The organism is Acinetobacter sp. YH12226 (assembly GCF_013417805.1).
Lineage (GTDB): Bacteria > Pseudomonadota > Gammaproteobacteria > Pseudomonadales > Moraxellaceae > Acinetobacter.
In genome coordinates, this window is sequence record NZ_VPDG01000005.1 from 13,957 (window position 1) to 40,956 (window position 27,000).

The following is a 27,000-nucleotide window of genomic DNA, read 5'->3' on the forward strand; positions in this document are numbered from 1 at the left end:
AAATATAGATATATTATGCACAAATTCTGCTAAGAAGTCTTAGCTGATCTAGATTCTTGATGAATCATGTTTAAAATGAAACATCTGGGTCAGTCGTAGATCATTTAAAAAACTCTATGATCGTGATCTTAGTGGTGTAGAACGACCTCAATAAGAGTTTAAAGAAACTTATCTTGATGACTGAAAAAAGAAAGATTCTTTATTTAGCTGGATTGCCACAATACAATTGATAAAGGGTATTTAAGACCACAATCAAATTTTGATCTTTAATTGAATAATAAATCTGTTTGCCGTCGCGCCGGGTATCTACCACATCGCTTTTGCGCAACATCATGAGCTGCTGGGAAAGTGTCGGCTGTTTAATCTCAGTTATTTCCTCAATTTCTGAAACATTCAGTTCCGCTTGAGACAGATGACATAAAATAAGAAGACGGTCGGTATTGGCCAGAGATTTTAAAATGCCAACGACCTGTTCTGCTGAATCGCGCATAGTCGTGATTTCAAAATCGGTTTTCATTCAATATGTCCATTATAAAGTTACAGCCCGCTAATTATACGGGTCTTAGCCCGTAATACCTTGCTAAAAACAGTTAAGTTTTATGGTTTTTAATGAATTGAATTATCAATTAAAATTATATTTTAAATATTGATAGATAAGATAAATTTATTGCATAGTGCAGAAAGTATTTTAGTTCACATTCGTGCAATGAAGTGCAAGTTTCATCAAACATCTACAAAGCAAAAAAATGCTTGTATGATGTTTAAGCGACTTGAACCAATAACATCAGGGATATCATCATGAGTACAGATTCAGCTTTTCCAACACCGAATAATTTAGGTATAGCGGTTTATAGTAATAATGCAGACGCGATTGGAAATACACCGCTTGTTCGTATTAATCGTGTGATTTCCGCTCCGGCCACGGTACTTGCGAAAATTGAAAGCCGTAATCCGGCATTCTCAGTCAAGTGTCGTATTGGTGCAGCGTTGATTAATGATGCTGAAAAATCTGGCAAGCTCAAATCCGGTATGCATATTGTCGAGCCAACCAGCGGCAATACCGGTATTGCATTGGCTTTTGTTGCGGCAGCCAAAGGTTATGACATTACTTTGACCATGCCTTCAAGCATGAGTATTGAACGCCGTAAGGTGGTGAAAGCATTGGGTGCCAATCTGGTATTGACTGATCCGGCCAAAGGCATGAAGGGTGCGATTGAAGAAGCACAACGTCTAGTCAATGAAATTCCTGAACTGTACTACCTGCCACAACAGTTTGAAAATCCGGCCAACCCTAAAATTCATGAAGAAACCACGGGCCCAGAAATCTGGGAGGCGACTGCGGGCAATGTCGATATTCTGGTCGCAGGTGTCGGAACGGGTGGAACCATTACTGGTATTTCACGCTACTTTGAAAAGGTAAAAAATAAGCCTTTATATTCAGTGGCGGTGGAACCCGCTGAGTCTGCGATTATTGGTCAGGCCAAACGCGGTGAAGACATTACACCTGGACCACATAAAATTCAGGGGATCGGTGCCAACTTCATTCCGGGCAATCTGGATTTGGACCTCGTTGATGAAGTGATTGCCATTAATAGCGCAGATGCAGTCGAGTGGGCACGTAAAACGGCTGCTCAGGAAGGTATCCTGGTCGGTATTTCAAGTGGCGCGGCTATGGCAGCAGCAGCCCAATTGGCAGCTCGCTCTGAAAATGCCGGTAAAAATATTGTGGTGATTTTACCAGACGGTGGTGAACGTTACCTGTCTTCGATCTTGTTTGAAGATATTTCTGCCGAATAACATCGATGCATTCAATATTTTAAATACTGTTAGACAAGCTCGAAGTCATCTTCGAGCTTTTTTATTGGGTGATTTTAAATCGCAGCAGGACGCTACATTTTTTAAAATAGTCAGATGAAGGACTTGACCTTACCATGATGGGAATGTTTAAGCTATAAGCTCAACAGTGAGTCGAGGCATGGAGATGGACATGGTAGAACAAGACAGCAACCGCTTATATGAGCAGCAGGTGCAGATTGGCGGTATGACCTGTGCCTCCTGTGTCGCTCGTGTGGAAAAAGCCTTGAAAAAAATTGAAGGTGTAGACGAGGCATCTGTCAATCTGTCGACTGAAAAAGCCTTTATCAAAAGCCGGCAGCCGATTGCTGCCGCTACGCTGGTGCAAGCAATTGAAAAATCCGGTTTTGATGTGCCGATGCAGCAGTTTGATTTGAACATTGAAGGCATGACCTGTGCATCCTGTGTGGCTCGCGTAGAAAAAGCCCTAAAAAAAGTGGAAGGCGTGCTAGATGCACACGTGAATCTTGCTACTGAAAAGGCGCATGTAAGTGCGATCAACTCTGTGCCATTGTTTAAACTAACTCACGCAGTGCAAAAAGCCGGTTTTGATATTCAGAGCGACCGGATTGAACTGGCGATTGAAGGTATGACTTGCGCTTCATGTGTGGCACGGGTTGAAAAAGCCTTATTGAAAGTAGAAGGGGTCAGCGAAGCACAGGTCAATCTGGCCACCGAAACTGCCTGGGTGAAGGCCTCGCATGCCCAGATTCCGGCCTTGATTGCTGAGGTGGAGAAAGCCGGTTATCAGGCCACCATAAAATCTGGTAGGGATATGTCGACAGATAGCCATGATGCTTTTCAGGAAAAGAAAGCCAATGAAACGGCACAACTGAAACGAGATTTATGGCTTGCGGTCATTCTGACAGCACCTGTATTTATTCTGGAAATGGGCTCGCACTTGATTCCGGTGTTTCATCATTTTATTGCCCATACGTTGGGAACCCAAAACAGCTGGTATCTACAGTTTGTGCTGACCACTTTGGTGCTGATTATTCCGGGACGACGTTTTTATCAGCATGGGATTCCGGCATTGTTACGCTTGGCACCGGATATGAACTCGCTGGTGGCCGTTGGAACCATTGCCGCCTATGGCTTTTCCTGTATTGCGACCTTTTTTCCGCAGCTGTTACCGCAGTCCACCGTGCATGTGTATTTTGAAGCGGCCGCCGTTATTGTCGCGCTGATTTTACTGGGGCGTTATCTGGAAGCCAAAGCCAAAGGTAAAACCTCGGAAGCGATTCAGTATCTGGTGGGCTTGCAACCGAAAACGGCACGGGTAGAACAGAATGATCACTGGGTTGATCTGGCAATTTCCGATGTGCAACAAGGAATGTTGATTGAAATCCGTCCGGGTGAAAAAGTCGCTGTCGATGGTGAAGTCGTTACCGGACAAAGTTATATTGATGAAGCGATGATTAGCGGTGAGCCTTTACCCGTGGCCAAACAGGCCGGTGATCAGGTGGTCGGCGGTACGGTAAACCAGAACGGAACCTTGCAAATCAAGGCGACTAAGGTCGGCCAAGATTCGGTACTGGCGCAGATTATTCAGATGGTGGAACAGGCACAAGGCTCAAAACTGCCGATTCAGGCTGTGGTCGATAAAGTGACTTTATGGTTTGTGCCGGCTGTTATGGCACTGGCGGCCTTGACCTTTATGGTCTGGTTCCTGTTTGGGCCTGAGCCGAATCTGACCTACGCCTTGGTAAATGCAGTCGCCGTACTGATTATTGCTTGTCCATGTGCGATGGGACTGGCAACTCCTACCTCAATTATGGTCGGCACTGGCCGTGCAGCAGAACTGGGCGTGCTATTCCGTAAGGGTGAAGCTTTACAGTTGCTGCAACAAACCAAAGTCGTCGCGCTGGATAAAACCGGAACCTTAACTGAGGGAAAACCACTGCTGACCGACTTTGAAGTCACTGCAGATTTTAATCAGCAGACCGTATTACAGCTCGTCGCTTCAGTGGAGGCCAAGTCAGAACATCCGATTGCCCACGCCATTGTTCAGGCTGCTCGTGAGCAAGAACTGGAACTGAGTAAAGTGACCGATTTTGATTCGATCACTGGTGCAGGGGTAAAAGCACAGGTTGCTGGTCAGCAGCTGCATATCGGTGCAGAACGTCTGATGCAGGACTTGGGCTTAAATGTCGATCTGTTTAGAGCCACTGCACAAAAGCTCGGTGATCAGGGTCGTAGTCCTTTATATGTAGCGATTAATCAGAAACTGGCTGCGATTATTGCAGTAGCCGATCCGATTAAACCAACTACTTATAGCGCGATTCAGGCCTTGCATGACCAAGGTCTTAAAGTGGCGATGATTACTGGTGATCATCAGCATACCGCGCAGGCGATCGCCAAACAGTTGAAAATCGATCAGGTGATTGCGGAAGTTTTGCCGCATGAAAAAGTCGATGCAGTACGACAACTCCAGCAGCAATACGGCGTGCTCACTTTTGTTGGGGATGGAATCAATGATGCACCGGCATTGGCCCAGGCCGATGTCGGTATGGCGATTGGAACCGGTACCGATGTCGCGATTGAAGCAGCCGATGTGGTGTTGATGTCAGGCAATTTACAGCATGTGGCTACAGGCATTGGTTTAAGTCAGGCGACCATGCGCAATATTAAACAGAACCTGTTTTGGGCCTTTGTCTACAATATTGCCTTAATTCCGATTGCCGCGGGTGTGCTTTATCCATTTTGGGGTATATTGTTATCGCCAATGTTTGCCGCAGGTGCGATGGCGTTGTCCTCCGTGTTTGTCGTCAGCAATGCCTTGAGATTAAAAGCTTATCAACCGGTGCAGTTTAAGGAGTCAGTATGATGAATATTGGTCAGGCCGCAAAACGATCCGGCATCTCTGCGAAAATGATTCGTTATTATGAAGATATTGGTTTGTTGCCGGCTCCGAAACGCAGTGATACAGGTTATCGGGTTTATAGTGACGCGGATATTAAAACCTTAAGCTTTATCCAGCATGCACGTGAACTTGGATTTTCTTCAGAGCAGATGAAAGAATTACTCGGTCTGTGGTTGAACAGCTCACGCCAGAGTAGTGAGGTCAAACAGCTGGCACAAAAACATATCCAGTTTTTACAACAGAAAATTGCCGATATGCAGCATATGCTATTAATTTTACAGCAATCGGTTGAGCAGTGTGCCGGCAATGAACAGTCCGATTGCCAGATTTTAAAACAGATTGAACAGGGTGTCGTTCCTGAACAGCACTGACCAGATCTGCAATTCAACTCAGATTAAATATAGTCTGCCGAATCAGATAAACTTTAAATTGATCCTATGGAGCTAAACATGAAATTCCGTATTGAAAACATGACCTGTGGTGGCTGCGCGCGCAGTGTCACGGCTACGATTAAAGATCTGGATGAGAATGCCACTGTGAATATTGATGTGGCCACTAAGCTGCTTGAAGTTGAATCGACAGCCAGTGAGTCTGAGATTGTTGCAGCTTTAACTGAAGATGGTTTCCCGCCTGTGGCAGCCTGATCATTGTCGTGTTAGATCGCGCTTAATGATCGTATGAAATTATACAGCCAAATAAAAAATGCCTGATCGAATCAGGCATTTTTTATTATAGTGATTATACCGATGAGATTTTATCTGGCGTCATGAGTGCCTGATTAATATACAGCTTAATCAGACGTTCACGTGACCCAATCGCTTTTTGGTAATTGGTCGAATTTAATAACAGCGAAGCGCCATAGGTGACTGTCCAGATATAAGACAAATAATCGCGAATCGACATAGCACTTTCTAAAGCCACCAGATAATCATGGGTGATGTCTTTAATCCGGATAATTCGTTCTTCACGAATACGATAAAGCTCCTGAAATAACTCTTTCATATTTTTTTCGTTATTGGTTAAACGCTCTTCAATGACATGCAACAGGATGGTTCGGTTTGAATTGAGCATGTGATAGAGCATATATTGTGAAACATAATTTTTAATATCGTTATTATGCTTTTTTGATATTTCTAGAATTCTTTTTTCATTCAGAATAATCAGTTCTAAATATAACTGGTTCTTGCTTTTAAAATGTTTGTAGATGGTTCCTTTTGCGATGTCCAGTTCACTAGCCAGCTCACTCAGGGTAATGTCCTGATTATTATCCAGTAGCAGGCTTTCCGCCATGCTGAGGATCTTCTCTTTACGAAGAAGGAAGTTCTGCTGTCTTACAGTCGTCATCTTCTTGGTCCATACTTTTCGAAAAAGAACCTTTCAAGAATATGCAATTTTGCACGCGATGGCTATAAAACTAAGGTCGTGATATTTATCTCATTTTGTATATTTATGCAGCAACTGCTGACAAATAAAAATAGCGATGCTAAGCAGACAGAAATATTGTCAAGAAAACTGAACCCTAGAGATCAACTTTGCTAAATAAAATTCCATTTTCAGTATAATTATTTTATTGTTTCAGCGCACGAAGCTAAATCCTTCGACTGTTTTAAGCCCATATTCATCAGGGTTTAGCACAGGAAAACGATCAATATTAAGCTGGCATATTCAGTCACTCATACTGAACATGAAGACGTGATTTACAAGGCAAATTTATGAATCTAGATTTAGATTTAATACTGCAAGAATTGGATATCACGATTTTAAAATGGCCTGTCTGGATCCTAATGAAAATTAGAAAATATTTAGCAACAGGATTGAGTATCACCCTTTAAGGAATTTAAAAATGCCGATTTATAATGCGCCGCTAAAAGACATGGAATTTATTTTAAATGATGTATTCCAAGCGGAACAATTTTGGCAAGGTAATGAAAATCTTGCACATTTAGATATGGCGACGGCAAATGCAATTCTGGAAGAGATGGCCAAATTTTCCAAGAATGTTATTCTTGACCTGAATCGTCCTGCAGACGAAGAGGGTGGTGCTCAGTTTAAAAACGGTGAGGTGATTACGCCGGCTGGTTTCAAGGAAGCCTTTAAACAGTTTGCCGAAGGTGGCTGGGTAGGCTTGGGTGCTCCTGAAGAATGGGGCGGACAAAATATGCCGAAGATGCTCACGGTTCTGGCGGATGAAATGATCTGGAGCACCAATCCATCTTTTATGCTTTATCCACTACTCACTGTGGGTGCAGGTATGGCCATCAATGACCGCGCCTCACAGGAACAGAAAGAAACTTATTTACCAAAATTCTATACGGGTGAATGGTCGGGCACCATGTGTCTGACTGAACCACATTCCGGCACAGATCTTGGCATTATCAAGACCAAAGCTGAACCGAATGAAGATGGTTCATATAATATTACCGGTACCAAAATTTTTATTACCAGCGGCGAGCATGATCTGAGTGAAAATATCATTCATCTGGTGCTGGCAAAAACTCCGAATGCACCAGCAGGTTCACGTGGTATTTCATTATTTATTGTGCCGAAATTCCTGGTCAATGCAGATGGATCACTGGGTGAGCGTAATGCAGTATCTGCCGGTTCAATCGAACATAAAATGGGAATTAAAGGCTCGGCGACCTGCGTCATGAACTTTGACGGCGCCAAGGGCTATATGGTTGGCAATGAAAATGAAGGTCTGGCCGGCATGTTCGTGATGATGAACTACGAACGTTTGTCTATGGGAATTCAGGGCATTGGTGCAGCAGAATTTGCCTACCAGAATGCGGCACAATATGCGACGGACCGTTTACAGGGCCGTGCATCAACTGGTGCAAAATCTCCAGAAAAACCAGCCGATTCAATTCTAGTCCATGGCGATGTACGCCGTATGCTGCTCAATGTACGTGCTAACAATGAAGCTTCACGTGCGTTTGCGGTGTATGTAGGTCAACAACTGGATATTACCAAATACTCAACCGACCCTGAAGCGGTGCGTAAAGCGACTGACCGTGTGGCGCTGTTAACGCCAATCGCCAAAGCTTATTTGACCGACAAGGCACTGGATTCTGCACTGGAAGCGCAAATGTGCTTCGGTGGTCATGGTTATATCCGTGAATGGGGCATGGAACAGTGTATTCGTGACCTGCGTATTTCACAGATTTATGAAGGCACCAATGGCGTGCAGGCGATTGACCTGATTGGGCGTAAAACCACCAAATGTAATGGGGCTTATATCGCGGAATATATTGCTGAAATCCGTGAATTTGCCCAAAATTTACATGATTCATTGACGATTAAAACGGCGACATTAGAAGCCTGCCAGCAACTTGAAGATATCACCAAATTCATCGTCGAGCAGTCTAAGCTGAACCCTGATTTTGCTAATTCGATTGCTGTCGATTATTTACATGCGGTTGGGCTGCTCAGCTTTGTCTATATGTATGCGCGGATTAGCAAAGCCGCCGCAGCCAAAGAAGATAGTTACTTCCAGAACAAACTGGTACTGGCCAACTACTATGTTGCCAAAGTACTTCCGGATTTGAGTGCACGAATCCAGCGTATTCAGGCCGGTGCGGAACTGGTCATGCAATTGCCTGAAGCATATTTTACCGCACAGGCTTAACCCGCAATGATTGCGAAGGACCAGCCCTACAGTGCTTTGGCTATGTAGGGTTGATAACAATGATGAAAAAGGATGAAACTAAAATGATCGTAATTGTAGATGCAGTACGTACCGCGATGGGCGGTTTTCAAGGTTCATTGTCAAGCTGTACCGCGCCAGATTTGGGTGCTGTGGCAATTAAAGAAGTAGTGGCACGTGCAGGTCTGTCGGCCAATGATATTGATGAAGTGATTATGGGCTGCGTTCTTCCTGCTGGTTTAAAACAGGGTCCGGCACGTCAGGCCATGCGTCAGGCGGGTCTACCGGATTCCACGGGGGCGACCACGATTAATAAAATTTGTGGTTCTGGTATGAAAGCCGTGATGCAGGCAGCAGATGCGATCAAAGCCGGTTCAGCAGAGATTGTGGTGGCTGGCGGTATGGAGTCGATGTCGAACGCACCATATTTGATGGACAAGGCACGTGCCGGATTCCGTATGGGGCATGGAAAGGTCATTGATCATATGTTCCAGGAAGGTCTGGAAGATGCGGAAACAGGCCTGTCGATGGGAATTCTTGCTCAGGAAATGGCGGATAAAAAAGGTTATACCCGTGAGCAGCAGGATGACTATGCGATTGGTTCCTTAAATAAAGCCGTGACGGCGGTGCAGCAAGGTTTCTTTAAAGATGAAATCGTACCGGTCACTGTCAGTAGCCGTAAAGGCGATGTGGTGGTGGAACAGGATGAACAGCCTTTAAATGCCAAGGCTGACAAAATTCCAACTCTGCGTCCAGCGTTCAAAAAAGACGGAACCATTACTGCGGCAAATGCCAGTTCAATTTCAGATGGTGCTTCAGCACTGGTGATCACCTCGAGCGAAATTGCTGCACAGCGTAACTTAAAACCGCTAGCTCATATTCTGGCCTATGCCAGCCATTCGCAGCATCCATCAGAATTTACCATTGCACCGGTTGGTGCGATTGAAAAAGTCCTGAAAAAAACCGGTTGGGATGCTCAGGATGTTGACCTTTGGGAAATCAACGAAGCGTTCGCCATGGTGACCATGTTAGCCATTGATGGCTTTAAACTTGATCCAGCAAAAGTGAACATTAATGGCGGTGCCTGTGCACTTGGTCATCCATTGGGTTCTTCTGGTTCCCGTATTATTGTGACCTTGATTCATGCCTTAAAACGTACTGGCGGCAAGAAAGGGATTGCATCCTTATGTATCGGTGGTGGGGAAGCGACTGCGATTGCTGTGGAACTGGTTTAAGCCCATCCTAAATCCTATATTCAGTTAGCGAACTAAATACTGATTCATTCAAAAGTTGCTGCTCTTGGTTCGCCAGGAGCAGGGATTCTTTAAATCATATTAATTTTTAAAATACACAATAAAATCCATATTTTCAGACTTTGCTGATCCCATTCCATCTATATTTTTACTATAAAAATTACTTTTTAAATTATTTAAAAACTTTTTCCAGCACATGCCGGTGAATAAATCGTAACTTGTCTTTAACCGCTTCGCTCAGCTTGAACGGGTAGGCATCTTCCAGACCCATACAACGGTTTAAGGCATTCAGATTAAAGGTCAAGGTGACCCAGTTTTCCAGAATATGTTCAAAATCCTGTCCACCAATCGGGCATTCTTTAAAATCCATACTGGCCAGATAGCTGCCATTTCCTTCGACACACATACCACCATAGTAGGCAGTTTCCAGTGTTTCCATCATATGCAGATAATGCGCCCAGGTTTCTGCCCAGTCTTCCCAGGGATGGGCGGTAGCATAAGCACTAATATACTTTTCCTGCCAGTTGATTGGCGCGCCTTCGTTATAATGGCGTTCAAGTGCCTTGCTGTAGTCTTGCCGCTCATCGCCAAAATACTGACGGAATTCATCTAACAGTTCCGGATGCATATGTTGCATGAGTGCAAAATAATAATGGCCGCTTTCATGACGAAAATGGCCCAATAAAGTCCGGTAGTTTTCACCCATATTCACGCGTGTAGTTTCACGATAAACCACATCAGCTTCAATGGCATTGAGGGTAATGACCCCATTGGCATGACCAATTAAAACAGGCTTATCTTCTTGGGGCAGGAGAAAATCAAAACGCAGACCAAATGGATCATCTTCAGACTTTTTGGGGCGTGGCATCATGTTCATGCGCTGTGCTAAATAAAGGAATCGACGTTTGGCTTCTTCCAGTCGAAACCAGTAAATCAGGTTCTCAGAATTTTCCAGATCAGGAATGACATGGGTCAACTGACAGGATTCACAAAATTCCTCATCTTCATCGCTAGGAATCATCCAATTGCATACTTGATAATGAACGTAATTGTGGCAGGGTTTATAACTGGCATGCTGGTAGTTCTTGGCGATTGGAACCCATCGCTCAGCGCTCTGTTTTTCAAATGCGCACAACTCTTTTTCCGAAGCGATATAACCGATCGGTGACAGACAGTGATCACAAACTGATTTGTAAAAAAACAGCTGTTGCTTGCAGACGGCACATTCAAAATGTTTCATTAAACTCCCTGTAGGGAAGCGAACGACCTAAAATTTTTATGTTCGATGAACACCAAGAAAGGTTCAGAATGCCTACCTAAATTTCTTCCTGATAAAGAAACATCATAAAAATTTCATTGAAAATTCTATATGGATGAATTGTAAATATAGGCTGCTTGATATTAAATGAAACATCAATTGAATCTTTTTTAATAAAAAAGTGTAGTTAAACAAGGTTTTATATAAATAGATTTTTTAAATAGAGTGAGTTGCCGTCTTAAAATACGGACAAGGCGTATTGAAGAATATTACCGAATATTCCGACTGGTTTTTAAATTTGGGGGAAGCCCATTCAAGAACAGCTAAAGCAGCTAACTTTTAATAAAAATAACTTTTTAATGTATACAACTTAATAAAGAGAAATTTAAAAAAACATGAAAATTAGAAAAGCCAATCTTCAGGATACTCGTGCCATTGTCGATGCGATTGCGCCCTTTGTCGATGCCGTGATCAGTTCAGAAGAGGGGCGCCAGCGCTTTCAGCCTGAGATGATCCAGACCATTTTCGAGCGTCCGGACATTCATTATTTTGTGGCAGAAATTGACCATCAGGTGATAGGCGTCGTGGCTTATATGGAACCTGCACACTTCATGCATTTTTTCCTGAACCAAGTCTATCAGGGGCAGGGTTATGGCCGGCAAATGTGGCACTTTTTAGAAAGCGAGATCCGCCGTCAAGGCCATTCAATTATTACGGTAAAATCCAGTCTTTATGCCTTGGATATTTACAAGCGCTTTGGTTTTGTGGAAACGGGAAAATACACGGAAGAACATGGAATCCGTTTTATCCCGATGCGAAAGGATTATCCAGATTTTTAAAAGAAAATTAAAAAAACTGTTAGGCACAATTTTATATTCCAAAATTTTCCAAAAAAATGGTCATTTTCTGACTGTTTTATAGGTGATTTCACCTATAACAATGTGCCATTACTTGAGATAGCATCCGGCGATCTGGTACAGGGGTATTCGTCTTCACTGATGAATACTTGTTGTTATTGCATTTCATATTGGAGCCAAGTAGAAAAGAGTTCAATTACACTTCAGGTCTAATTACATACTTTAAACATATAGAATAAATACACACTGTACACATCAGCCTAGGAAGGTTTGACTAAGCAAAATTAGTACCATTTTCACGTTTTAAAATGACTGGCAGATCACATTGCATTTTTTCAGCTGGAATCTTTCCAAATTAAGCCAAACTTTCTGCTATTGGCCAGCATCCTATTTTTAATTAGTCAGTCCTTTTGTTAAGACATAGAATTAATTCATTTTTGTAGTAATAGCGATCAGTAGATGGCATTCAGCTGGATTTTTTTCACTTTAATTGCTGCATTTATGCAGGCTTGGCGCAACGCCTTTCAAAAACAGCTCAGCACCACGGTCGATGTGTGGGGAGTCACCCTGGCACGCTTTATTTTCGGTTTGCCATTCGCTGCGCTTTACCTGAGCAGCCTGTATTATTTCAAGCCAGTTGAAAGTGTGATTCACTTCACGCCCAAGTTCTGGGTCTATGTGGTGATTGCGGGTTGCAGTCAGATTTTAGCTACGGCACTGATGGTGCAACTGTTCAAGCAAAAAAATTATGCCGTTGGAGTGGGGTTGGCGAAAAGTGAAGCCATTCTTGCAGCCATTATTGGCGTGACCTTTTTAGCGGATCATTTGTCATTCCTGGCGTGGATTGGTGTGGCACTAGGCGGATATGCGGTATTTTTATTGAGTAAAGGCCAACAGGTCAGTGGGTTTTCAGCCAGAACATTGGCGATCGGGATTGGCAGTGGATTAAGTTTTGCCATTACCTCACTACTGGTACGCGAAGCCAGTCTGGAATTAACCACTTTACCAACCTTGCATCGTGCGGCCTGGGTGCTGTTAATGGTGATCAGTTTTCAGTGCCTGAGTATGCTGCTTTATCTAAGCCTATTCAGCCGCCAGACTTTAGTGGCCATGTGGCAGCGTCTGGGCTTAACTTTTAAAGTGAGTGTGTGCAGTTTTATGGCATCACTAGGCTGGTTTACTGCCATGAGCATGATGAGTGTGCCGGTCGTGAAAACCTTAGGACAAATTGAGATTCTGTTTAGTATGCTGATTTCGGCATATTTCTTTAAAGAAAAACTGGCACGTACCGAGCATTGGGGTCTGGGCTTAGTAGTGATTGCAGCGATTTTAGTGATCTGGGCCTAATCTGAACGAATATTGAGAAGATAAAAAAAGCCACTTCGAAAAGTGGCTTTTTCTTTGCATCTGTTTAAGCGGCAATAAATTTCTGAACTGCCTGATTAAAGGCTTCTGGTTGCTCCACATTGGAAATGTGCGAGGCATTGATTTCAAACAGCTGGCTTTGTGCAATTTCAGCTTGCATGGCTTGACCATCTGCAACAGTCGTTACGGGGTCTTGCTGACCGGCCACAATCAGTACCGGCACTGAAATCGTTTTGATCTGTTCACGTAAATCCGCCTTAGCCAAAGCTTCGCAACAACTTGCATAACCTTCCGGGCTGCCAGCTCCAAGGTCGTTTGAAAGTTCTGCAACTGTCGCTGCGTTGCTTTGGATAAAGGGTTCGGTAAACCAGCGTGATGCTGCAGTTGATGCAATCGGTGCCAGACCTTGTTCACGCACCAACGCGGCACGTTCCAGCCAGGCTTGTTCCTGACCAATCTTGGCAGCAGTATTGCAAATAATCACGTGGCTAAAACGTTCAGGCTTGTTAATCGCTAACCATTGACCGGTTAAACCGCCCATCGAGATACCACAGAAAGCGGCTTTCTGGATATTCAGATGATCCAGCAGATTGACCACATCCTGACCTAACTGTTCAAGACTATACGGACCTTGTGGTGCAGAGGAAGCCCCATGACCACGAGTGTCATAGCAAATGACAAAATAGTCTTGCTGGAAAAATTCAATTTGTGGTTGCCACATGCTGAATTTAGTACCCAATGAATTAGAAAAAACCAGGGCAGGTTTGCTGGCATCACCAAAGGTCTGGTAATTGATCTGGGCATCGTTGGATGTAAATGTTGGCATTGAAATCCCTCCCGACCTCCCTTTAAAAAAGGGAGGAGGTTTATCTTTTTAATAGGTTGTTAGACGCGTTCAATAATCAAAGCGATGCCTTGACCGACACCAATACACATTGAACAAAGACCGTATTTACCGCCAGTTTGTTCCAGCTGGTTGAGTGCGGTTGTGACTAAGCGTGCGCCAGATGCACCAAGTGGATGGCCCAAAGCAATTGCACCACCATTCGGATTGACTTTCTCTGAACCATCTTCAATGCCAAGGTCACGAGTACAAGCCAAAGCTTGTGCTGCAAAAGCTTCATTCAGCTCGATCACATCCATCTGCTCTAAAGTCAGACCGGTTTGCGCCAGTAATTTCTTAATGGCAGGTGCTGGACCAAAGCCCATGATACGTGGTTCAACACCAACGACGGTTGAACCAATAATTTTGGCACGTGGTTTTAAGCCATGTTGAGCAATTGCTTCATCAGACGCGATCAACAGGGCAGCTGCACCATCGTTAATCCCTGAAGCATTACCCGCCGTTACCGTCCCCTCTGCTTTCACCACAGGCTTCAGTTTTGCCAGAGCTTCTGCAGTGGTAGATGCACGCGGATGTTCATCAGTATCGACAACCACCGGATCGCCTTTACGCTGTGGAATCACTACAGGAATAATTTCATTTTTATAGAAACCTTTGGCCTGTGCTGCTGCAGTACGTTGCTGGCTGGTCAAGGCAAACTTGTCCTGGTCTTCACGGTTGATGTTGAACTGTTCCGCCAGATTTTCAGCCGTTTGCGGCATGGTTTCTACGCCGTACATTTCTTTCAGTTTCGGATTGATAAAACGCCATCCCATGGTGGTGTCTTCAATCTTCTGGCTACGGCCATACGCCGTTTCTGACTTGCCCATCACGAATGGGCCGCGTGACATGCTTTCTACACCACCAGCAATAATCAGATTCGCTTCACCGGCTTTAATCGCACGTGCTGCCATTGCGATGGCATCCATCGATGAACCACACAGGCGGTTCACGGTCGTCGCTGGTACCTGATAAGGCAAACCTGCAAGCAGAGAAGACATACGACCGACGTTACGGTTGTCTTCACCGGCCTGATTGGCACAGCCATAGATCACGTCATCGACCTGTTCCCAGTTCACACTTGGATTACGTTCCATCAAAGCTTTAATTGGCAGCGCACCTAAGTCATCTGCACGGACAGGCGCGAGACCACCGGCATAACGGCCGAATGGGGTACGGATGGCATCGATAATATATGCGTTTTTCATTGTGTATTTGCTCACATATTTAAAAGAAGAAAACTCCTCCCTTTTTAAAGGGAGGTTGGGAGGGATTTAATGAAGTAGTTTTATTCCTCAAATCCTCCCTAAATCCCTCCTGAACATGTTTTAAAGCACTGCTTTTAAAACTAAGTGCAAGAAAGAAGGGACTTCCCCTTAATTTGATTGAGTCGCATCAATCAGTTTGGCACCAGTCAATGACTGCAATTCTTCAAATGACAGACCTTCAACTTTCTCAATCACTTTCATCCCTTCAGGGGTGACATCAATCACGCAGAGGTCGGTATAGATACGGTCGACACATTTCAAGCCAGTAGCCGGATACGTCAGTTCAGCCACGATTTTTGGCTCGCCTTTTTTGGTCACGTGGTCAGTCGTAATAAAGACTTTCTTCGCGCCCACAGCCAGATCCATCGCACCGCCGACTGCTGGAATTGCATCCGGTGCACCGGTATGCCAGTTAGCCAAGTCACCATTTTCAGCGACCTGGAACGCGCCCAGTACGGCGATGTCTAAGTGACCGCCACGCATCATCGCGAAAGAATCACCATGATGGAAGAATGAACCGCCTTCAAGTAAAGTTACGAATTCTTTACCAGCATTAATCAGCTCAGGATCGCGGTCTTCTTCAGCAGGAGGAGGACCGAAAGCCAACAGGCCATTTTCAGAATGCAGGAAGACGTCTTTATCGCTTGGCAGGTAGCTGGAAATCTTGGTCGGTAAACCAATACCGAGGTTCACATAAGCGCCATCAGGAATATCTTGTGCCACACGTTCAGCGATCTGGTCACGGGTCAGTTTGCTATAGCTCATTATTTATCTCCGATGCCAATTATTGTGCAGGTTTAACTTGAACAACGTGTTGAACAAAAATTCCCGGGGTGATGATGTGTTCCGGATCCAGTGCACCCAGTTCAACCACTTCAGAAACTTGAGCAATCGTCACATCCGCAGCCATCGCCATAATCGGGCCGAAGTTACGCGCAGATTTACGGTAGACCAGATTGCCCCAACGGTCGCCTTTAGAAGCTTTAATTAAAGCAAAGTCAGCTTTAATTGGATTTTCTAAAACGTAGTCTTTACCTTCGTAGTTCATGGTCGGTTTGCCTTCAGCCAGCAAAGTACCAAAACCGGTAGGCGTGTAGATTGGACCCAAGCCCATACCTGCTGCCTGAATACGGCAAGCCAGATTACCTTGCGGCACCAGTTCCAGTTCGATCTTGCCTGCACGATAGAGTTCGTCAAATACCCAGGAATCTGACTGACGCGGGAAAGAACAGATAATTTTACGCACAGCGCCCGCTTTAAGCAGTTTCGCCAGACCATAATCGCCATTACCGGCATTATTGTTGACAATAATCAGGTCTTTAATACCCAATTCGATCAGACCATCAATCAGTTCAGCAGGCTGACCCGTTGTACCGAAACCACCGATCATAATGGTAGAACCGTCCTTGATCTGGGAGAGTGCTTCTTTCAATGATAATGAACTTTTATCTATCATAATCTGGTCCTTACATATCCTAAACTGATGGATGTCTTTAAACTCGTTTTGAATCTGATGCTGTAACCGGAACTGCGTTACGGTTTTTCTGTGACAGCAGAAAATGTGCTACCAGGCCAATGCAAATTCCCCAAAAGACTGAACTCAGTCCCAAGAAATGCATGCCGGAAGCAGTCGCTAAAAAGGTGATCAGTGCTGCATCACGTTGCGACTCTTTGCCCATGGCCACGGAAATGTTGGTGGCAATCGCACCCAGTAATGCCAGTCCTGCCAAAGCCGCAATTAATTCTTTGGGCATCAGGCTAAAAAGCATGACAATGCTGCCGGCAAATAAGCCGCCTAAAATGTAAAAAAGCCCATTCGCCACACCAGCGATATAACGCTTTTCTTTCAGCTCGTGGGCATCTTTCCCCAGACACAAAGCAGCTGTGATCGAGGCCAAGACAATCGTGATACCACCTACACAGGCCACTGCAAGCGAGGCAATACTGGTTGCACTAATAATTGGCTTGGCGGGCATGTCATAACCACTGAGTTTGATAATCGCCATTCCCGGTAAAAACTGGCCAGACAGGCTGACCAGAATGAGCGGGAGGGCCAGATTCAGGGTTGAACTCCAGGTCCATTCTGGTGCAATAAATTGCGGAATTGCCAGACTAAAATCTGCCGTGACCGGGTTAATCTTGCCCAGTAACATACTTAAAACCACACCGGCAACCAGTACCCAGACCATCGCATAGCGTGGACTGAAACGCTTGGCCAGCAAAAATACCGCCAGCATGCCAAAGACGATATAGGGCATGGTATCGGTCGCGGTAAACAACCCTAAACCAAACTGCAGTAAAATCCCCGCCATCATTCCGGCAGCGACTTCCTGAGGAATCCAGGACAGCAATTTGTCGAAATAACCGGTGATCCCAATGAAAAAAATCACCACGGCAGAGGTGATATAGGCAGCAACCGCTTCATTGAGCGAAATATCGGGAAACAGCGTGACTAATAAAGCCGTTCCGGGCGCAGACCAGGCGGTGACAACAGGTATTTTGTATTTAATCGATAAAAAGATACCTGCGAGTGCAGCACCAATAGAAATTCCCCAAATCCATGAAATCATCATGTCTGGGGAAACCTGGGCTTGCTGTGCCGCCTGGAAAAAAATGATCAGTGGCCCTGAATAGGAAATTAGCACTGCTAAAAATCCTGCAACAGTCGCTGAAATTGACCAATCATTTTTTAATGTCTGAAACAGGGTATTCATTGGTGATGTGCCTCCTTGCGTCGAACCATGAGCCTGTTAAAAATCGTGATGATCAGGACTAGCCCTGATCTCCACCGCCGACTGGTACCACTGTACCTGTCATATAAGATGATTCATCCGAAGCCAGGAATACAATTGCATTCACTTGCTCCTGAATCGTACCGTAGCGTCCCATGAAAGTACGGTCAATGGTCTGATCAACCACTTGCTGCATCCATTCCTTTTCAGATTCAGTCAGTGGATTGGCATTGCGCGGTACTTTACGTGGTGGTGCTTCAGTGCCACCCGTTGCCACTGCGTTAACGCGAATACCATCTTTGGCATGTTCAAAGGCAAGGGAAGCCGTCAGGCCATTTACGCCACCTTTAGACGCTGAATATGGCACACGGTTAATGCCGCGTGTCGCAATAGAAGATACGTTTACAATGGTACCTTTCTGATTTTTAATCATTTCCGGAAGAACTGCACGGCAGCACCACAGCGTCGGGAACAATGAACGGTTCACTTCCTTGATAATTTCCTCTTCAGAAAATTCTTCGAAAGGTTTCATCCAGATCGCGCCACCGACGTTGTTGATCAGGACATCGACACGGCCATAGGTTTCTAGCGCTTTTTCAACGACTGATTGAGCACCGGCAAACGTTTCCAGATTGGCTTTGACCGTAATCGCATCACCGCCAGTCGCTTCAATTTCAGCCAGAACTTCTTCTACATAAGGGGAAAGGTCAGCCATGACGACTTGGGCGCCTTCGCTCGCCACTTGCAGCGCGACACCGCGACCGATGCCTTGAGCGGCACCGGTCACAATGACGACTTTATTTTCAAATCTTTGACGGTTAGACATTGAACAAATTCCCTCTATTAGTTGGCAGAGAATTTTTCAAACAGGAAGCTTGCAGGTTTAACGCCTTCAGCATCTAACCAGCCGCGAACCGCTTCTACCATTGGTACTGGACCACACAGGTAGACATCTACATCACCGTCATTCAGCCATTCATTTTCGATATGACCGGTCACATAGCCTTTACGCTCATGTGCAGATTCTGGGTTAGCAACCACTGTGCGGTATTCAAACCACGAGAATTTGTCTTGCAGTTCGTTCAGTTTTTCAATCGCTACCAGGTCAAAGTCATTGGTCACACCAAATACTAAACGCACTGGATGCTCTGAACCTTTTTCTTCCAGCACTTGCAGCATCGACATGAATGGTGCGATACCTGTACCACCCGCTAGCATCAAGACAGGGCGGGTCACAGGGCGCAGGTAGAAGCTACCAAATGGACCAGTAAAGGTCATTTTGTCGCCAGCTTGGGCATTTTTGCTCAAGAATTCACTCATTTTCCCATTCGGTACATTACGTACTACGAAACCAGTCAGACGATTACCCGGTTTTGAGCTGAATGAATAAGAACGGGTCTCTGTGGTGCCTGGAATTCCGACATTGACATATTGACCTGCTAGGAAGTGAATGTCTGGTTGACCTTCATCTAACTGGATATCAAAAGTAATGGTTGAATCAGACAGGTTTTCGACACGAGCCAGCGTACCCTGGAATTCATGAATTTCAGTTTTGCAAACTTCTGAAGAGGCCTGAATCTGGAACACTGCATCTGAAGTCGGTTTACATTGACAAGCCAGAATATAGCCTTCAGCGGCTTCTTCAGGTGTTAGTGCATCTTCAATATAGGTTTCTTCAGGCATGTCAAATGAACCTGATTCACAAAACGCACGACACGTTCCACAAGCACCATCACGGCAGTCCAAAGGAATATTGATCTTTTGACGGTAAGCTGCGTCTGACAGGGTTTCTCCGTCAGAAACAGAAATAAAACGTGTAACGCCATCTTCAAATTGAAGTGCAACATTGTGGTTTGACATGGCTGAATATCCTATATAAATCTTTGTAACTGAGCCTTTCAGCCAATTTTCCATCTGACCGAAAGGCATAACCTGGCTGTATAAACAGTCTTAGAGGTGATAAATGTCGATAACCTGGTTGATGTAATCGTTTTTCAGTACCACATATTTGCTTAAAATCTGCGGTTTATCGCCTGAGAAATCAATTTCATAACGAGACATACCGAAGTAGCTGTAACTTGTTTTGTAACGGAAGCTCAAAGTATTCCAGTTAAAACGTACAGTCACTTTGTCGCCATCACGTTCAACAATTTCAATATTGCTGAGGTTATGGCAGGTCCGTGTGTCCGGCATGGTTGCAGAGGAACGTTCAGTCTTGATCCGGAACACACGGTCTTCTAAACCTTGACGGTCCGGGTAATAAATCAACGAGATTTCAGACTGTGGATCTGTGGTCAGCTTGTCGTCGTCATCCCAAGCTGGCATCCAGAAAGAAGCAGTCGGGGCATAACAGGTTAACCAGTCATCCCATTGCTCATCGTCTAAAAAGCGTGCTTCTTGATACAGGAACTGAGCAATATTTTCTAAAGTGATGTCGCTCATGCGTTTTCTCCTTCAGTGGATGCTGCAATTTCTTTCTCAGTCGCAATACCTTTTTTGATCAATTCTAACCAGTACTGGTGCTGAGACAGGTATAAACCTTCATCTTCAGTTTTAATACCAGACAGTTTTGGTTTTAAACCGATTTCATTGGCAGCATCATCCGGACCTTGAATCCAGTGTTTAGAACCACGGCACATGTCGTTCCATTCCAGCGCGATACCGGCATAACCTGCCTGACAGGCACGGAATTCTTCAAGATCGTCTGGGGTTGCCATACCTGAAGCGTTAAAGAAATCTTCATACTGACGGATACGACGGGTACGCGCTTCAGGCTCTTCGCCTACAGGTGCGATACAGTAGATCGTCACTTCAGTTTTATCGACAGAAATCGGGCGCAGGACACGGATTTGTGAACCGAACTGATCCATGAAGTAAACGTTTGGATAGATACACAGGTTACGTGAACGTTCGATCATCCACTTCGCCATGGCTTCGCCATATTGCGCAGTGTATTCATCTTTCTTGGCAAAGTTAGGACGGTCTTCCGGGTTAGCCCATTGCGTCCAAAGCAGCATATGACCGTGTTCAAAGCCGTAAGAACCACCGCCTTGTTTGCCCCATGCGCCTGCGCTCATGGCACGGATGTTGTCACCCGCCTGTTTTTCTTTACGTTGCTGAGTGGTTGCAGCATAGTTCCAATGTACAGCAGACACGTGATAACCATCAGCACCGTTTTCAGCAGTCAACTTCCAGTTACCTTCATAGGTATAAGTCGAAGAACCACGTAAAACTTCCAGACCTTGTTCAGACTGATCCACGATCATGTCAATGATTTTGGTCGCTTCACCCAGGTATTCTTCCAGAGCAGGGACATCCGGATTCAAGCTGCCGAACAGGAAACCTTTATAGCTTTCAAAACGCGCAACCTTTTTCAGGTCATGTGAACCGTCTTTGTTAAAGCAGTCTGAATAACCCGCTTCAGCCGGATCTTTAACTTTTAATAACTTGCCGGAGTTATTGAACGTCCAGCCATGGAATGGGCAAGTATAAGTTGCTTTATTGCCTTTCTTGTTACGACACAATTGAGCACCGCGATGCGAACAGGCATTGATCATGGCATTCAGTTCACCTTGACGGTTACGTGCAATGATGATCGGCTGACGACCAATATAAGTAGTATAGAAGTCGTTATTGTTTGGAATCTGGCTTTCATGTGCCAGATAAACCCAATTGCCTTCAAAGATGTATTTCATCTCAAGGTCAAACAGGGCCTGGTCTGTAAATACTGAACGGTGTAGTTTAAATTCACCAGATTCATAGTCATCCACCAGTAGTTCGTCAATGCGGTCTAAATGGCTGGTGTTAATTACGGGAATACGAGGCATGTCCTTTCTCCGACTTTCCAAGGGGGAAGTCAGCGGGATATATCTCAAGGCATATCCCGCTTCTTAATGTATTAAGCGCTAGCGCGGCGACGATCAACTTCAGTAGAAGGTGCGTCTTGTTTCTCTTTCACGAGTTCAATATCAAATTGAATGTGTTTGAAAGGACCGTTTAGACCACGTTTTGCAATTTCAGCTTCATCAGTCACGTCAACCGCAGTTGCAACCAAGCCTTCACGAGTAGCGAATGCAAAGTCATCCCACAGGTATTGGTCGCCTTCAATATTGAATTGAGTAGTCAGCTTGCGGTAACCCGGTGCAGATACGAAGTAATGTACGTGCGATGGACGGTTACCATGACGGCCTAACTTGTCCAGTACAAACTGAGTTGTACCTTCTGGAGGGCAGCCATAACCTACTGGCATTGTCGTCAATGCAGTATATTGACCATCGGCAGCGGTAATGATGCTGCGACGCAAGTTAAAGTCAGACTGTGACTTGTCAAAGAATGAGTAGTTGCCCAGGCTGTTTGCATGCCAGATTTCAACTTTGGCACCTTCAACACGGTTGCCGTCAGTATCCGTCACTGTACCTTCAATGATCAGCGTCGGGATTTTGCCTTCTTCAGAACCATCATCCATACGTGCAAAGCTTACAGTTTCAGGTGCGCCAGCGACATAAAGTGGACCTTCAATCGTACGTGGCGTACCGCCAGTAATGCCTGCTTTAGCATCCGCTTCATCAGCACGTAAGTCTAGGTAGTGCTCCAGACCCAAACCTGCAGCCAATAAACCTAATTCGTTCGCTTGGCCGGCATCAGTAAAGTATTCCAGCCCTTTCCACAGTTCTGACTGGGAAATATCAAGATCTTCGATCGCTTGGAAAAGGTCACCCAATAAACGCACAACAACTTGTTGTACACGTTCATCTACAGGACCTGTCGCTGTATCAACGTTCATTTGCTTAACTAATGCATCAATTTCTTGGCGATTCATACTATTGCTCCTAAAGTATGTCTTTCATCTTTTAGTGGCGCACTTTTTTAGCTTTCATTGGCTGGCTAAATCTGGCTGGCCACAATCCTTGTTGAGGTACCCTCTGTTTTCGATTTGGAAGAGGAATCCGGTGACTCCCAATCCGCTCATTCAATCAACTGTCGTCATCTCGAACTGAAGATGGGTGACGGTTTAATGCCATTACTTCAATGTTCATATAAGGATAGAGAGGCAAGCCTTGTAACAGGTTGTGCAACTCTTCATTGCTTTCAACATCAAAAATACTGATGTTTGAGTACTGGCCCGTGATGCGCCAGATATGACGCCATTTGCCTTGACGCTGCAATTCCTGTGAATAAGCCTTTTCAACAGCCTTAATTTCGTTTGCCTGTTCAACTGGCAGATCACGTGGAATGTTTACATCCATACGTACGTGAAAAAGCATGGGTTTCTCCTAATTACTGACGACGCAAGTTGTCAATCTTGTTTTCATCCAACTCAATCCCCAGACCTGGCCCTTTCGGAATCTCAAGTTCAAAGTTTTGATAGTTGAGCGGGGTTTTCAAAATATCTTCAGTCAGCAGTAGAGGACCAAACAGCTCGGTACCGAACGCCAGACTTTCAAAAGTAGAGAACACATGTGCCGAAGCAATCGTGCCCACAGGGCCTTCCAGCATGGTGCCGCCATACAGGTCAATACCTGCAAGTTTGGCAATCTTGCCTACTTCACAACCTTCAATCAGGCCACCCGACTGGGCAACTTTGACTGCAAAAACAGATGAACCGTTTTGTTTGGCAATCTCATACGCTGAGTGCGGGCCCATTAACGATTCGTCTGCCATGATGGCAACATCAAAACGTCGGGTCAGACGGCGCATGGCATCCAGGTTATCAATTGCACATGGCTGTTCAATCAGATCAACGCCGCCATCTTGCAATAACTGAATGCCTTTAATCGCTTCCAGTTCTGACCAGGCACGGTTCACATCCACACGGATTGAAACGTCTTTGCCTAAGGCCTTCTTAATTGCCAGCACATGTTCAACATCTTCTTCTACCGGACGCGAACCGATTTTGAGTTTGAAAATGTTGTGACGTTTTGCCGCAACCATTTTCTCTGCTTCCGCAATATCTTTTTCGGTATTGCCAGAAGCCAATACCCAAAGAACTGGAATACTGTCACGTAAGCGACCACCGAGGACTTCGCTTAATGGCAAACCTAAACGTTGTGCCTGAATGTCTAAAAGTGCAGTCTGAATCGCACATTTGGCAAAACGGTTACCATTAATATTCTTTTTGATTGCTTGTAATGTCTGTGCAACATTTAAACCGGATAATGTTTTTAAAAGAGGCGCAAAATAAGTTTCAATATTAACTTTTACGCTTTCCGGGCTTTCATCACCATAACCTAAGCCACCGATCGTTGTTGCTTCACCCCAACCGATGTAACCATCTTCAGTGGTGATTTTGACCAATACCAGGGTCTGGGTTTGCATCGTCGCCACTGCCATCTTGTGAGGGCGAATGGTTGGAATTTCTACCAGCAAGGTTTCAACTGACTTATACATAATTACGCTTCACATTCTTGCTTTAATGTTTTGACTTGATATACCTTAAAAGAATAATTTTGATTGGTCTAAGATCGATTTAGCATTTTTTTATACTTTAAAGGTATGCAGGAATATGGAACTCAGGCATTTGCGTTACTTTGTCGCAGTCGTCGAAGAACAAAGTTTTACCAAGGCGGCAGAAAAACTGTTTATTGCTCAACCACCTTTAAGCAGACAAATACAAAATCTGGAACAGGAACTGGATATTCAGCTCTTTGAAAGAGGTAGCCGACCGCTTAAGACCACAGAAGCAGGTCAATTCTTCTACCAGCATGCGGTTAAACTTTTGTCTAATGCGGAAGAAATAAAATCGATGACCAAACGGATTGGTATCGCGGATCGCACCATTAGTATTGGTTTTGTTGGCTCGTTATTGTTCGGTTTGCTATCGCGTATTGTGTTTTTATTTAAGCAGCAACATCCCCAGCTCAAAATTGAGATGGTTGAAATGAATACTTCAGAGCAGATTCAGGCACTTAAGGAAGGGCGGATTGATGTCGGTTTTGGACGCTTGAGAATTTCAGATCCAGCAGTGAAACGGGTGTTGCTGCGTGAAGAAAGACTCATGGTCGCTGCGCATTCCAGCCATTTTCTCTCGCAACGAGATGGCGTGAACCTAGCTGAACTGGTGGATCAGCCACTCTTTTTATACCCGAATAATGGTAAGGCAAATTTTTCGACCCAGGTGCGCGGTATATTTTCCGAGTATGGACTAGAGCCGAAAAATATCCGTGCAGTCAGTGAATTGCAACTGGCGCTGGGTTTTGTGGCTGCTGGAGAGGGTGTTTGTATCGTGCCGGAAAGTGCCCAGAATATTCGTCTGGCACATTTAAACTTTATCCCTTTATTAGATGAATTTGCGGTCAGTCCGGTCTTTATGGCGATTCGTAACATGGATGAAAGTGAATATATTCGTTATCTGTTTGATGCGGTCTATCAGGTCTATGATCTTGAAGCGATTAAATATGATCGTGCGGTGTTTTAAACAAGATTAAAAACTTTTTAGATACTATATAAAATAGGTGAAATTATTATTTAATGACTGAATTAAAGTCGTTTTATTTGGATGAATATCATTAAGGCATAGTAAATAAAGCCTTTTCTTGAAGGCAGACTTTATAGGTATAGAAGTATGCCTATTCAGTTTTGGACATTTATGGACATCTTCTGCATTGTGAATCTCATAAATTGAACTTCACAATTAGGAGGTGAAGATGTCTACAAATAAAGTGAATATAAATACGCTGATTGATGAAGCGAAATTCACACCCTTTCATTGGGGCGTTTTGATCTGGTGTTTGCTGATTATTATCTTTGACGGTTATGACCTGGTCATCTATGGGGTGGCATTGCCGCTGCTGATGCAAGAATGGTCGTTAAGTGCAGTGCAAGCTGGAATGCTGGCCAGTACAGCCTTATTTGGGATGATGTTTGGTGCCATGAGTTTCGGTACTTTATCCGATAAACTTGGCCGTAAAAAAACCATCATGATCTGTGTGGCGATTTTTAGTGGATTTACCTTTATCGGTGCCTTTGCCACATCACCAGTTGAATTCGGAATTTTACGTTTTCTGGCTGGCCTTGGAATTGGCGGTGTCATGCCTAACGTCGTGGCCTTGATGACCGAATATGCGCCTAAACGTATCCGCAGTACGCTGGTTGCCCTGATGTTTAGTGGTTATGCCATTGGCGGGATGACTTCTGCGCTACTCGGTGCATGGTTGGTGCCACAATTTGGTTGGAAAATCATGTTCCTGCTTGCAGGCGTTCCATTGCTCATCTTGCCGATTCTATGGAAATATCTGCCAGAATCCCTGATGTACCTGACCAACAAGCAACAGACGGCTCAAGCACACACTATTATTCAGAAAATTTCTCCGACACAGGTCATCAACAGTGATACCCAGTTTGTACTGAATGAAGTACAAAAAGGGGATGAGGCACCATTAAAAGCACTCTTTCAACAAGGCCGTAGTTTCAGTACCTTTATGTTCTGGCTGGCATTCTTTATGTGCCTGTTGATGGTCTACGCCTTGGGTAGCTGGTTGCCAAAACTGATGATTCAGGCAGGTTACTCGCTGGGTGCAAGTATGATCTTCCTGTTCGCACTGAATATTGGTGGAATGGTAGGTGCCATTGGTGGTGGATATCTCGCAGATAAATTCCATATCAAAAAAGTCCTGACCATTATGTTCTTATGTGGTGCCATTGCATTAATTCTACTTGGTTTTAACAGTCCACAATTCGTGTTGTATACCTTGATTGCTGTGGCAGGCGCTGCAACGATTGGCTCACAAATTCTGCTCTATACCTTCGTGGCGCAGTATTATCCATCGACGGTACGTTCTACCGGTATGGGCTGGGCATCAGGTATTGGACGTATTGGTGCAATTGTTGGGCCGGTCCTCACTGGTGCTTTATTAACCATGAATTTACCGCATCAAATGAACTTCTTTGCAATTGCGATTCCTGGCGTAATCGCTGCGCTGGCAATTTTCCTGGTGAACTTAAAAACTTCCGTAGATGGCCAAGCCCTTGCAACACCTGATGTGAAGCCGAATCCATTGGCAAAAGAAGCGACACATTAAGTTAGAT

Annotated in this window: 25 protein-coding genes and 1 pseudogene; 11 read left to right on the forward strand and 15 right to left on the reverse strand. The window is 44.7% G+C overall.

The window, feature by feature from the left end; translation table 11 throughout:
* Positions 1 to 199 precede the first annotated feature (199 nt).
* Positions 200 to 517, reverse strand: coding sequence for a helix-turn-helix transcriptional regulator (locus FTV08_RS07180; protein ID WP_004280410.1), 318 nt, complete (start codon positions 515 to 517; stop codon positions 200 to 202).
* Positions 518 to 798: 281 nt separating this feature from the next.
* Here FTV08_RS07180 and cysK point away from each other — a divergent pair, with 281 nt between their 5' ends.
* The 5 genes and pseudogenes from cysK (at position 799) to FTV08_RS07200 (ending at position 5,361) form a co-directional block, all read left to right on the forward strand.
* Positions 799 to 1,797, forward strand: a complete 999-nt coding sequence (gene cysK / locus FTV08_RS07185) for a cysteine synthase A (protein WP_180086965.1) — start codon at positions 799 to 801, stop codon at positions 1,795 to 1,797.
* 244 nt (positions 1,798 to 2,041) lie between these two features.
* A pseudogene (locus FTV08_RS16375) lies at positions 2,042 to 2,149 on the forward strand (cation transporter); the annotation flags it as partial.
* 36 nt (positions 2,150 to 2,185) lie between these two features.
* Positions 2,186 to 4,681 (forward strand): copper-translocating P-type ATPase, encoded by a 2,496-nt coding sequence (locus FTV08_RS07190; protein ID WP_373687390.1) that lies wholly within the window; start codon positions 2,186 to 2,188, stop codon positions 4,679 to 4,681.
* Entirely contained in the window at positions 4,678 to 5,088 is a 411-nt protein-coding gene (gene cueR, locus FTV08_RS07195) for a Cu(I)-responsive transcriptional regulator (protein ID WP_180086967.1), read from the forward strand. Before FTV08_RS07190 ends, cueR begins: the two co-directional genes overlap by 4 nt.
* A gap of 78 nt (positions 5,089 to 5,166) precedes the next feature.
* Positions 5,167 to 5,361, forward strand: a complete 195-nt coding sequence (locus FTV08_RS07200) for a heavy-metal-associated domain-containing protein (protein WP_180086968.1) — start codon at positions 5,167 to 5,169, stop codon at positions 5,359 to 5,361.
* A gap of 94 nt (positions 5,362 to 5,455) precedes the next feature.
* Here the strand turns inward: FTV08_RS07200 and FTV08_RS07205 are convergent, their stop codons facing one another.
* Positions 5,456 to 6,061, reverse strand: a complete 606-nt coding sequence (locus FTV08_RS07205) for a TetR/AcrR family transcriptional regulator (RefSeq protein ID WP_180086969.1) — start codon at positions 6,059 to 6,061, stop codon at positions 5,456 to 5,458.
* A gap of 499 nt (positions 6,062 to 6,560) precedes the next feature.
* Between FTV08_RS07205 and FTV08_RS07210 the strand changes: the two genes are divergently transcribed.
* Entirely contained in the window at positions 6,561 to 8,342 is a 1,782-nt protein-coding gene (locus FTV08_RS07210; RefSeq protein WP_180086970.1) for an acyl-CoA dehydrogenase C-terminal domain-containing protein, read from the forward strand.
* An 83-nt stretch (positions 8,343 to 8,425) separates the two neighbouring features.
* Positions 8,426 to 9,595, forward strand: a complete 1,170-nt coding sequence (locus FTV08_RS07215) for a thiolase family protein (RefSeq protein WP_180086971.1) — start codon at positions 8,426 to 8,428, stop codon at positions 9,593 to 9,595.
* 190 nt (positions 9,596 to 9,785) lie between these two features.
* Here FTV08_RS07215 and FTV08_RS07220 read toward each other — a convergent pair whose 3' ends face one another.
* Positions 9,786 to 10,853, reverse strand: a complete 1,068-nt coding sequence (locus tag FTV08_RS07220) for a putative zinc-binding metallopeptidase (RefSeq protein ID WP_180086972.1) — start codon at positions 10,851 to 10,853, stop codon at positions 9,786 to 9,788.
* A 413-nt stretch (positions 10,854 to 11,266) separates the two neighbouring features.
* Here FTV08_RS07220 and FTV08_RS07225 point away from each other — a divergent pair, with 413 nt between their 5' ends.
* Entirely contained in the window at positions 11,267 to 11,710 is a 444-nt protein-coding gene (locus FTV08_RS07225) for a GNAT family N-acetyltransferase (protein ID WP_180086973.1), read from the forward strand.
* 477 nt (positions 11,711 to 12,187) lie between these two features.
* Positions 12,188 to 13,075 carry a DMT family transporter gene (locus tag FTV08_RS07230; RefSeq protein ID WP_180086974.1) on the forward strand — a complete coding sequence of 296 codons (888 nt, stop codon included), beginning with the start codon at positions 12,188 to 12,190 and terminating at the stop codon, positions 13,073 to 13,075.
* Between the two features lie 64 nt (positions 13,076 to 13,139).
* On the opposite strand, the gene pcaD is transcribed toward FTV08_RS07230, so the two are convergent.
* The 12 genes from pcaD to FTV08_RS07290 all read right to left on the reverse strand — a co-directional run bounded on the left by pcaD (position 13,140) and on the right by FTV08_RS07290 (position 24,363).
* Entirely contained in the window at positions 13,140 to 13,919 is a 780-nt protein-coding gene (gene pcaD, locus FTV08_RS07235) for a 3-oxoadipate enol-lactonase (protein ID WP_180086975.1), read from the reverse strand.
* A 59-nt stretch (positions 13,920 to 13,978) separates the two neighbouring features.
* A complete protein-coding gene (gene pcaF / locus FTV08_RS07240) occupies positions 13,979 to 15,184 on the reverse strand; it encodes a 3-oxoadipyl-CoA thiolase (protein WP_180086976.1) in 1,206 nt (401 codons plus the stop codon).
* 168 nt (positions 15,185 to 15,352) lie between these two features.
* Positions 15,353 to 16,009, reverse strand: a complete 657-nt coding sequence (locus tag FTV08_RS07245; protein ID WP_004731112.1) for a 3-oxoacid CoA-transferase subunit B — start codon at positions 16,007 to 16,009, stop codon at positions 15,353 to 15,355.
* Positions 16,010 to 16,028: 19 nt separating this feature from the next.
* The gene (locus tag FTV08_RS07250; RefSeq protein ID WP_180086977.1) at positions 16,029 to 16,700 is read right to left on the reverse strand and encodes a 3-oxoacid CoA-transferase subunit A; all 672 of its coding nucleotides are present in this window, start codon (positions 16,698 to 16,700) and stop codon (positions 16,029 to 16,031) included.
* 37 nt (positions 16,701 to 16,737) lie between these two features.
* On the reverse strand, positions 16,738 to 17,958 hold the full coding sequence (benE, locus tag FTV08_RS07255) for a benzoate/H(+) symporter BenE (protein ID WP_004894958.1): 1,221 nt from the start codon (positions 17,956 to 17,958) through the stop codon (positions 16,738 to 16,740).
* A gap of 58 nt (positions 17,959 to 18,016) precedes the next feature.
* A complete protein-coding gene (gene benD, locus FTV08_RS07260; RefSeq protein WP_180086978.1) occupies positions 18,017 to 18,802 on the reverse strand; it encodes a benzoate diol dehydrogenase BenD in 786 nt (261 codons plus the stop codon).
* Positions 18,803 to 18,819: 17 nt separating this feature from the next.
* Positions 18,820 to 19,836 (reverse strand): benzoate 1,2-dioxygenase electron transfer component BenC, encoded by a 1,017-nt coding sequence (gene benC / locus FTV08_RS07265; RefSeq protein WP_180086979.1) that lies wholly within the window; start codon positions 19,834 to 19,836, stop codon positions 18,820 to 18,822.
* 90 nt (positions 19,837 to 19,926) lie between these two features.
* Positions 19,927 to 20,418, reverse strand: coding sequence for a benzoate 1,2-dioxygenase small subunit (gene benB, locus FTV08_RS07270; protein WP_005096959.1), 492 nt, complete (start codon positions 20,416 to 20,418; stop codon positions 19,927 to 19,929).
* The gene (benA, locus tag FTV08_RS07275) at positions 20,415 to 21,803 is read right to left on the reverse strand and encodes a benzoate 1,2-dioxygenase large subunit (protein ID WP_174894381.1); all 1,389 of its coding nucleotides are present in this window, start codon (positions 21,801 to 21,803) and stop codon (positions 20,415 to 20,417) included. Before benA ends, benB begins: the two co-directional genes overlap by 4 nt.
* Before the next feature lie 71 nt (positions 21,804 to 21,874).
* Positions 21,875 to 22,795 (reverse strand): catechol 1,2-dioxygenase, encoded by a 921-nt coding sequence (gene catA / locus FTV08_RS07280; RefSeq protein ID WP_005100210.1) that lies wholly within the window; start codon positions 22,793 to 22,795, stop codon positions 21,875 to 21,877.
* A 154-nt stretch (positions 22,796 to 22,949) separates the two neighbouring features.
* Positions 22,950 to 23,240: a muconolactone Delta-isomerase gene (gene catC, locus FTV08_RS07285; RefSeq protein WP_004647036.1), complete on the reverse strand. Its 291-nt coding sequence runs from the start codon at positions 23,238 to 23,240 to the stop codon at positions 22,950 to 22,952.
* A 13-nt stretch (positions 23,241 to 23,253) separates the two neighbouring features.
* Entirely contained in the window at positions 23,254 to 24,363 is a 1,110-nt protein-coding gene (locus FTV08_RS07290) for a muconate/chloromuconate family cycloisomerase (protein ID WP_004647035.1), read from the reverse strand.
* A gap of 115 nt (positions 24,364 to 24,478) precedes the next feature.
* Between FTV08_RS07290 and FTV08_RS07295 the strand changes: the two genes are divergently transcribed.
* Together FTV08_RS07295 and FTV08_RS07300 are read left to right on the forward strand one after the other, a co-directional pair.
* Positions 24,479 to 25,390 (forward strand): LysR family transcriptional regulator, encoded by a 912-nt coding sequence (locus tag FTV08_RS07295; RefSeq protein WP_005100217.1) that lies wholly within the window; start codon positions 24,479 to 24,481, stop codon positions 25,388 to 25,390.
* A 229-nt stretch (positions 25,391 to 25,619) separates the two neighbouring features.
* Positions 25,620 to 26,993, forward strand: a complete 1,374-nt coding sequence (locus tag FTV08_RS07300; RefSeq protein ID WP_180086980.1) for an MFS transporter — start codon at positions 25,620 to 25,622, stop codon at positions 26,991 to 26,993.
* Positions 26,994 to 27,000: the final 7 nt, after the last annotated feature.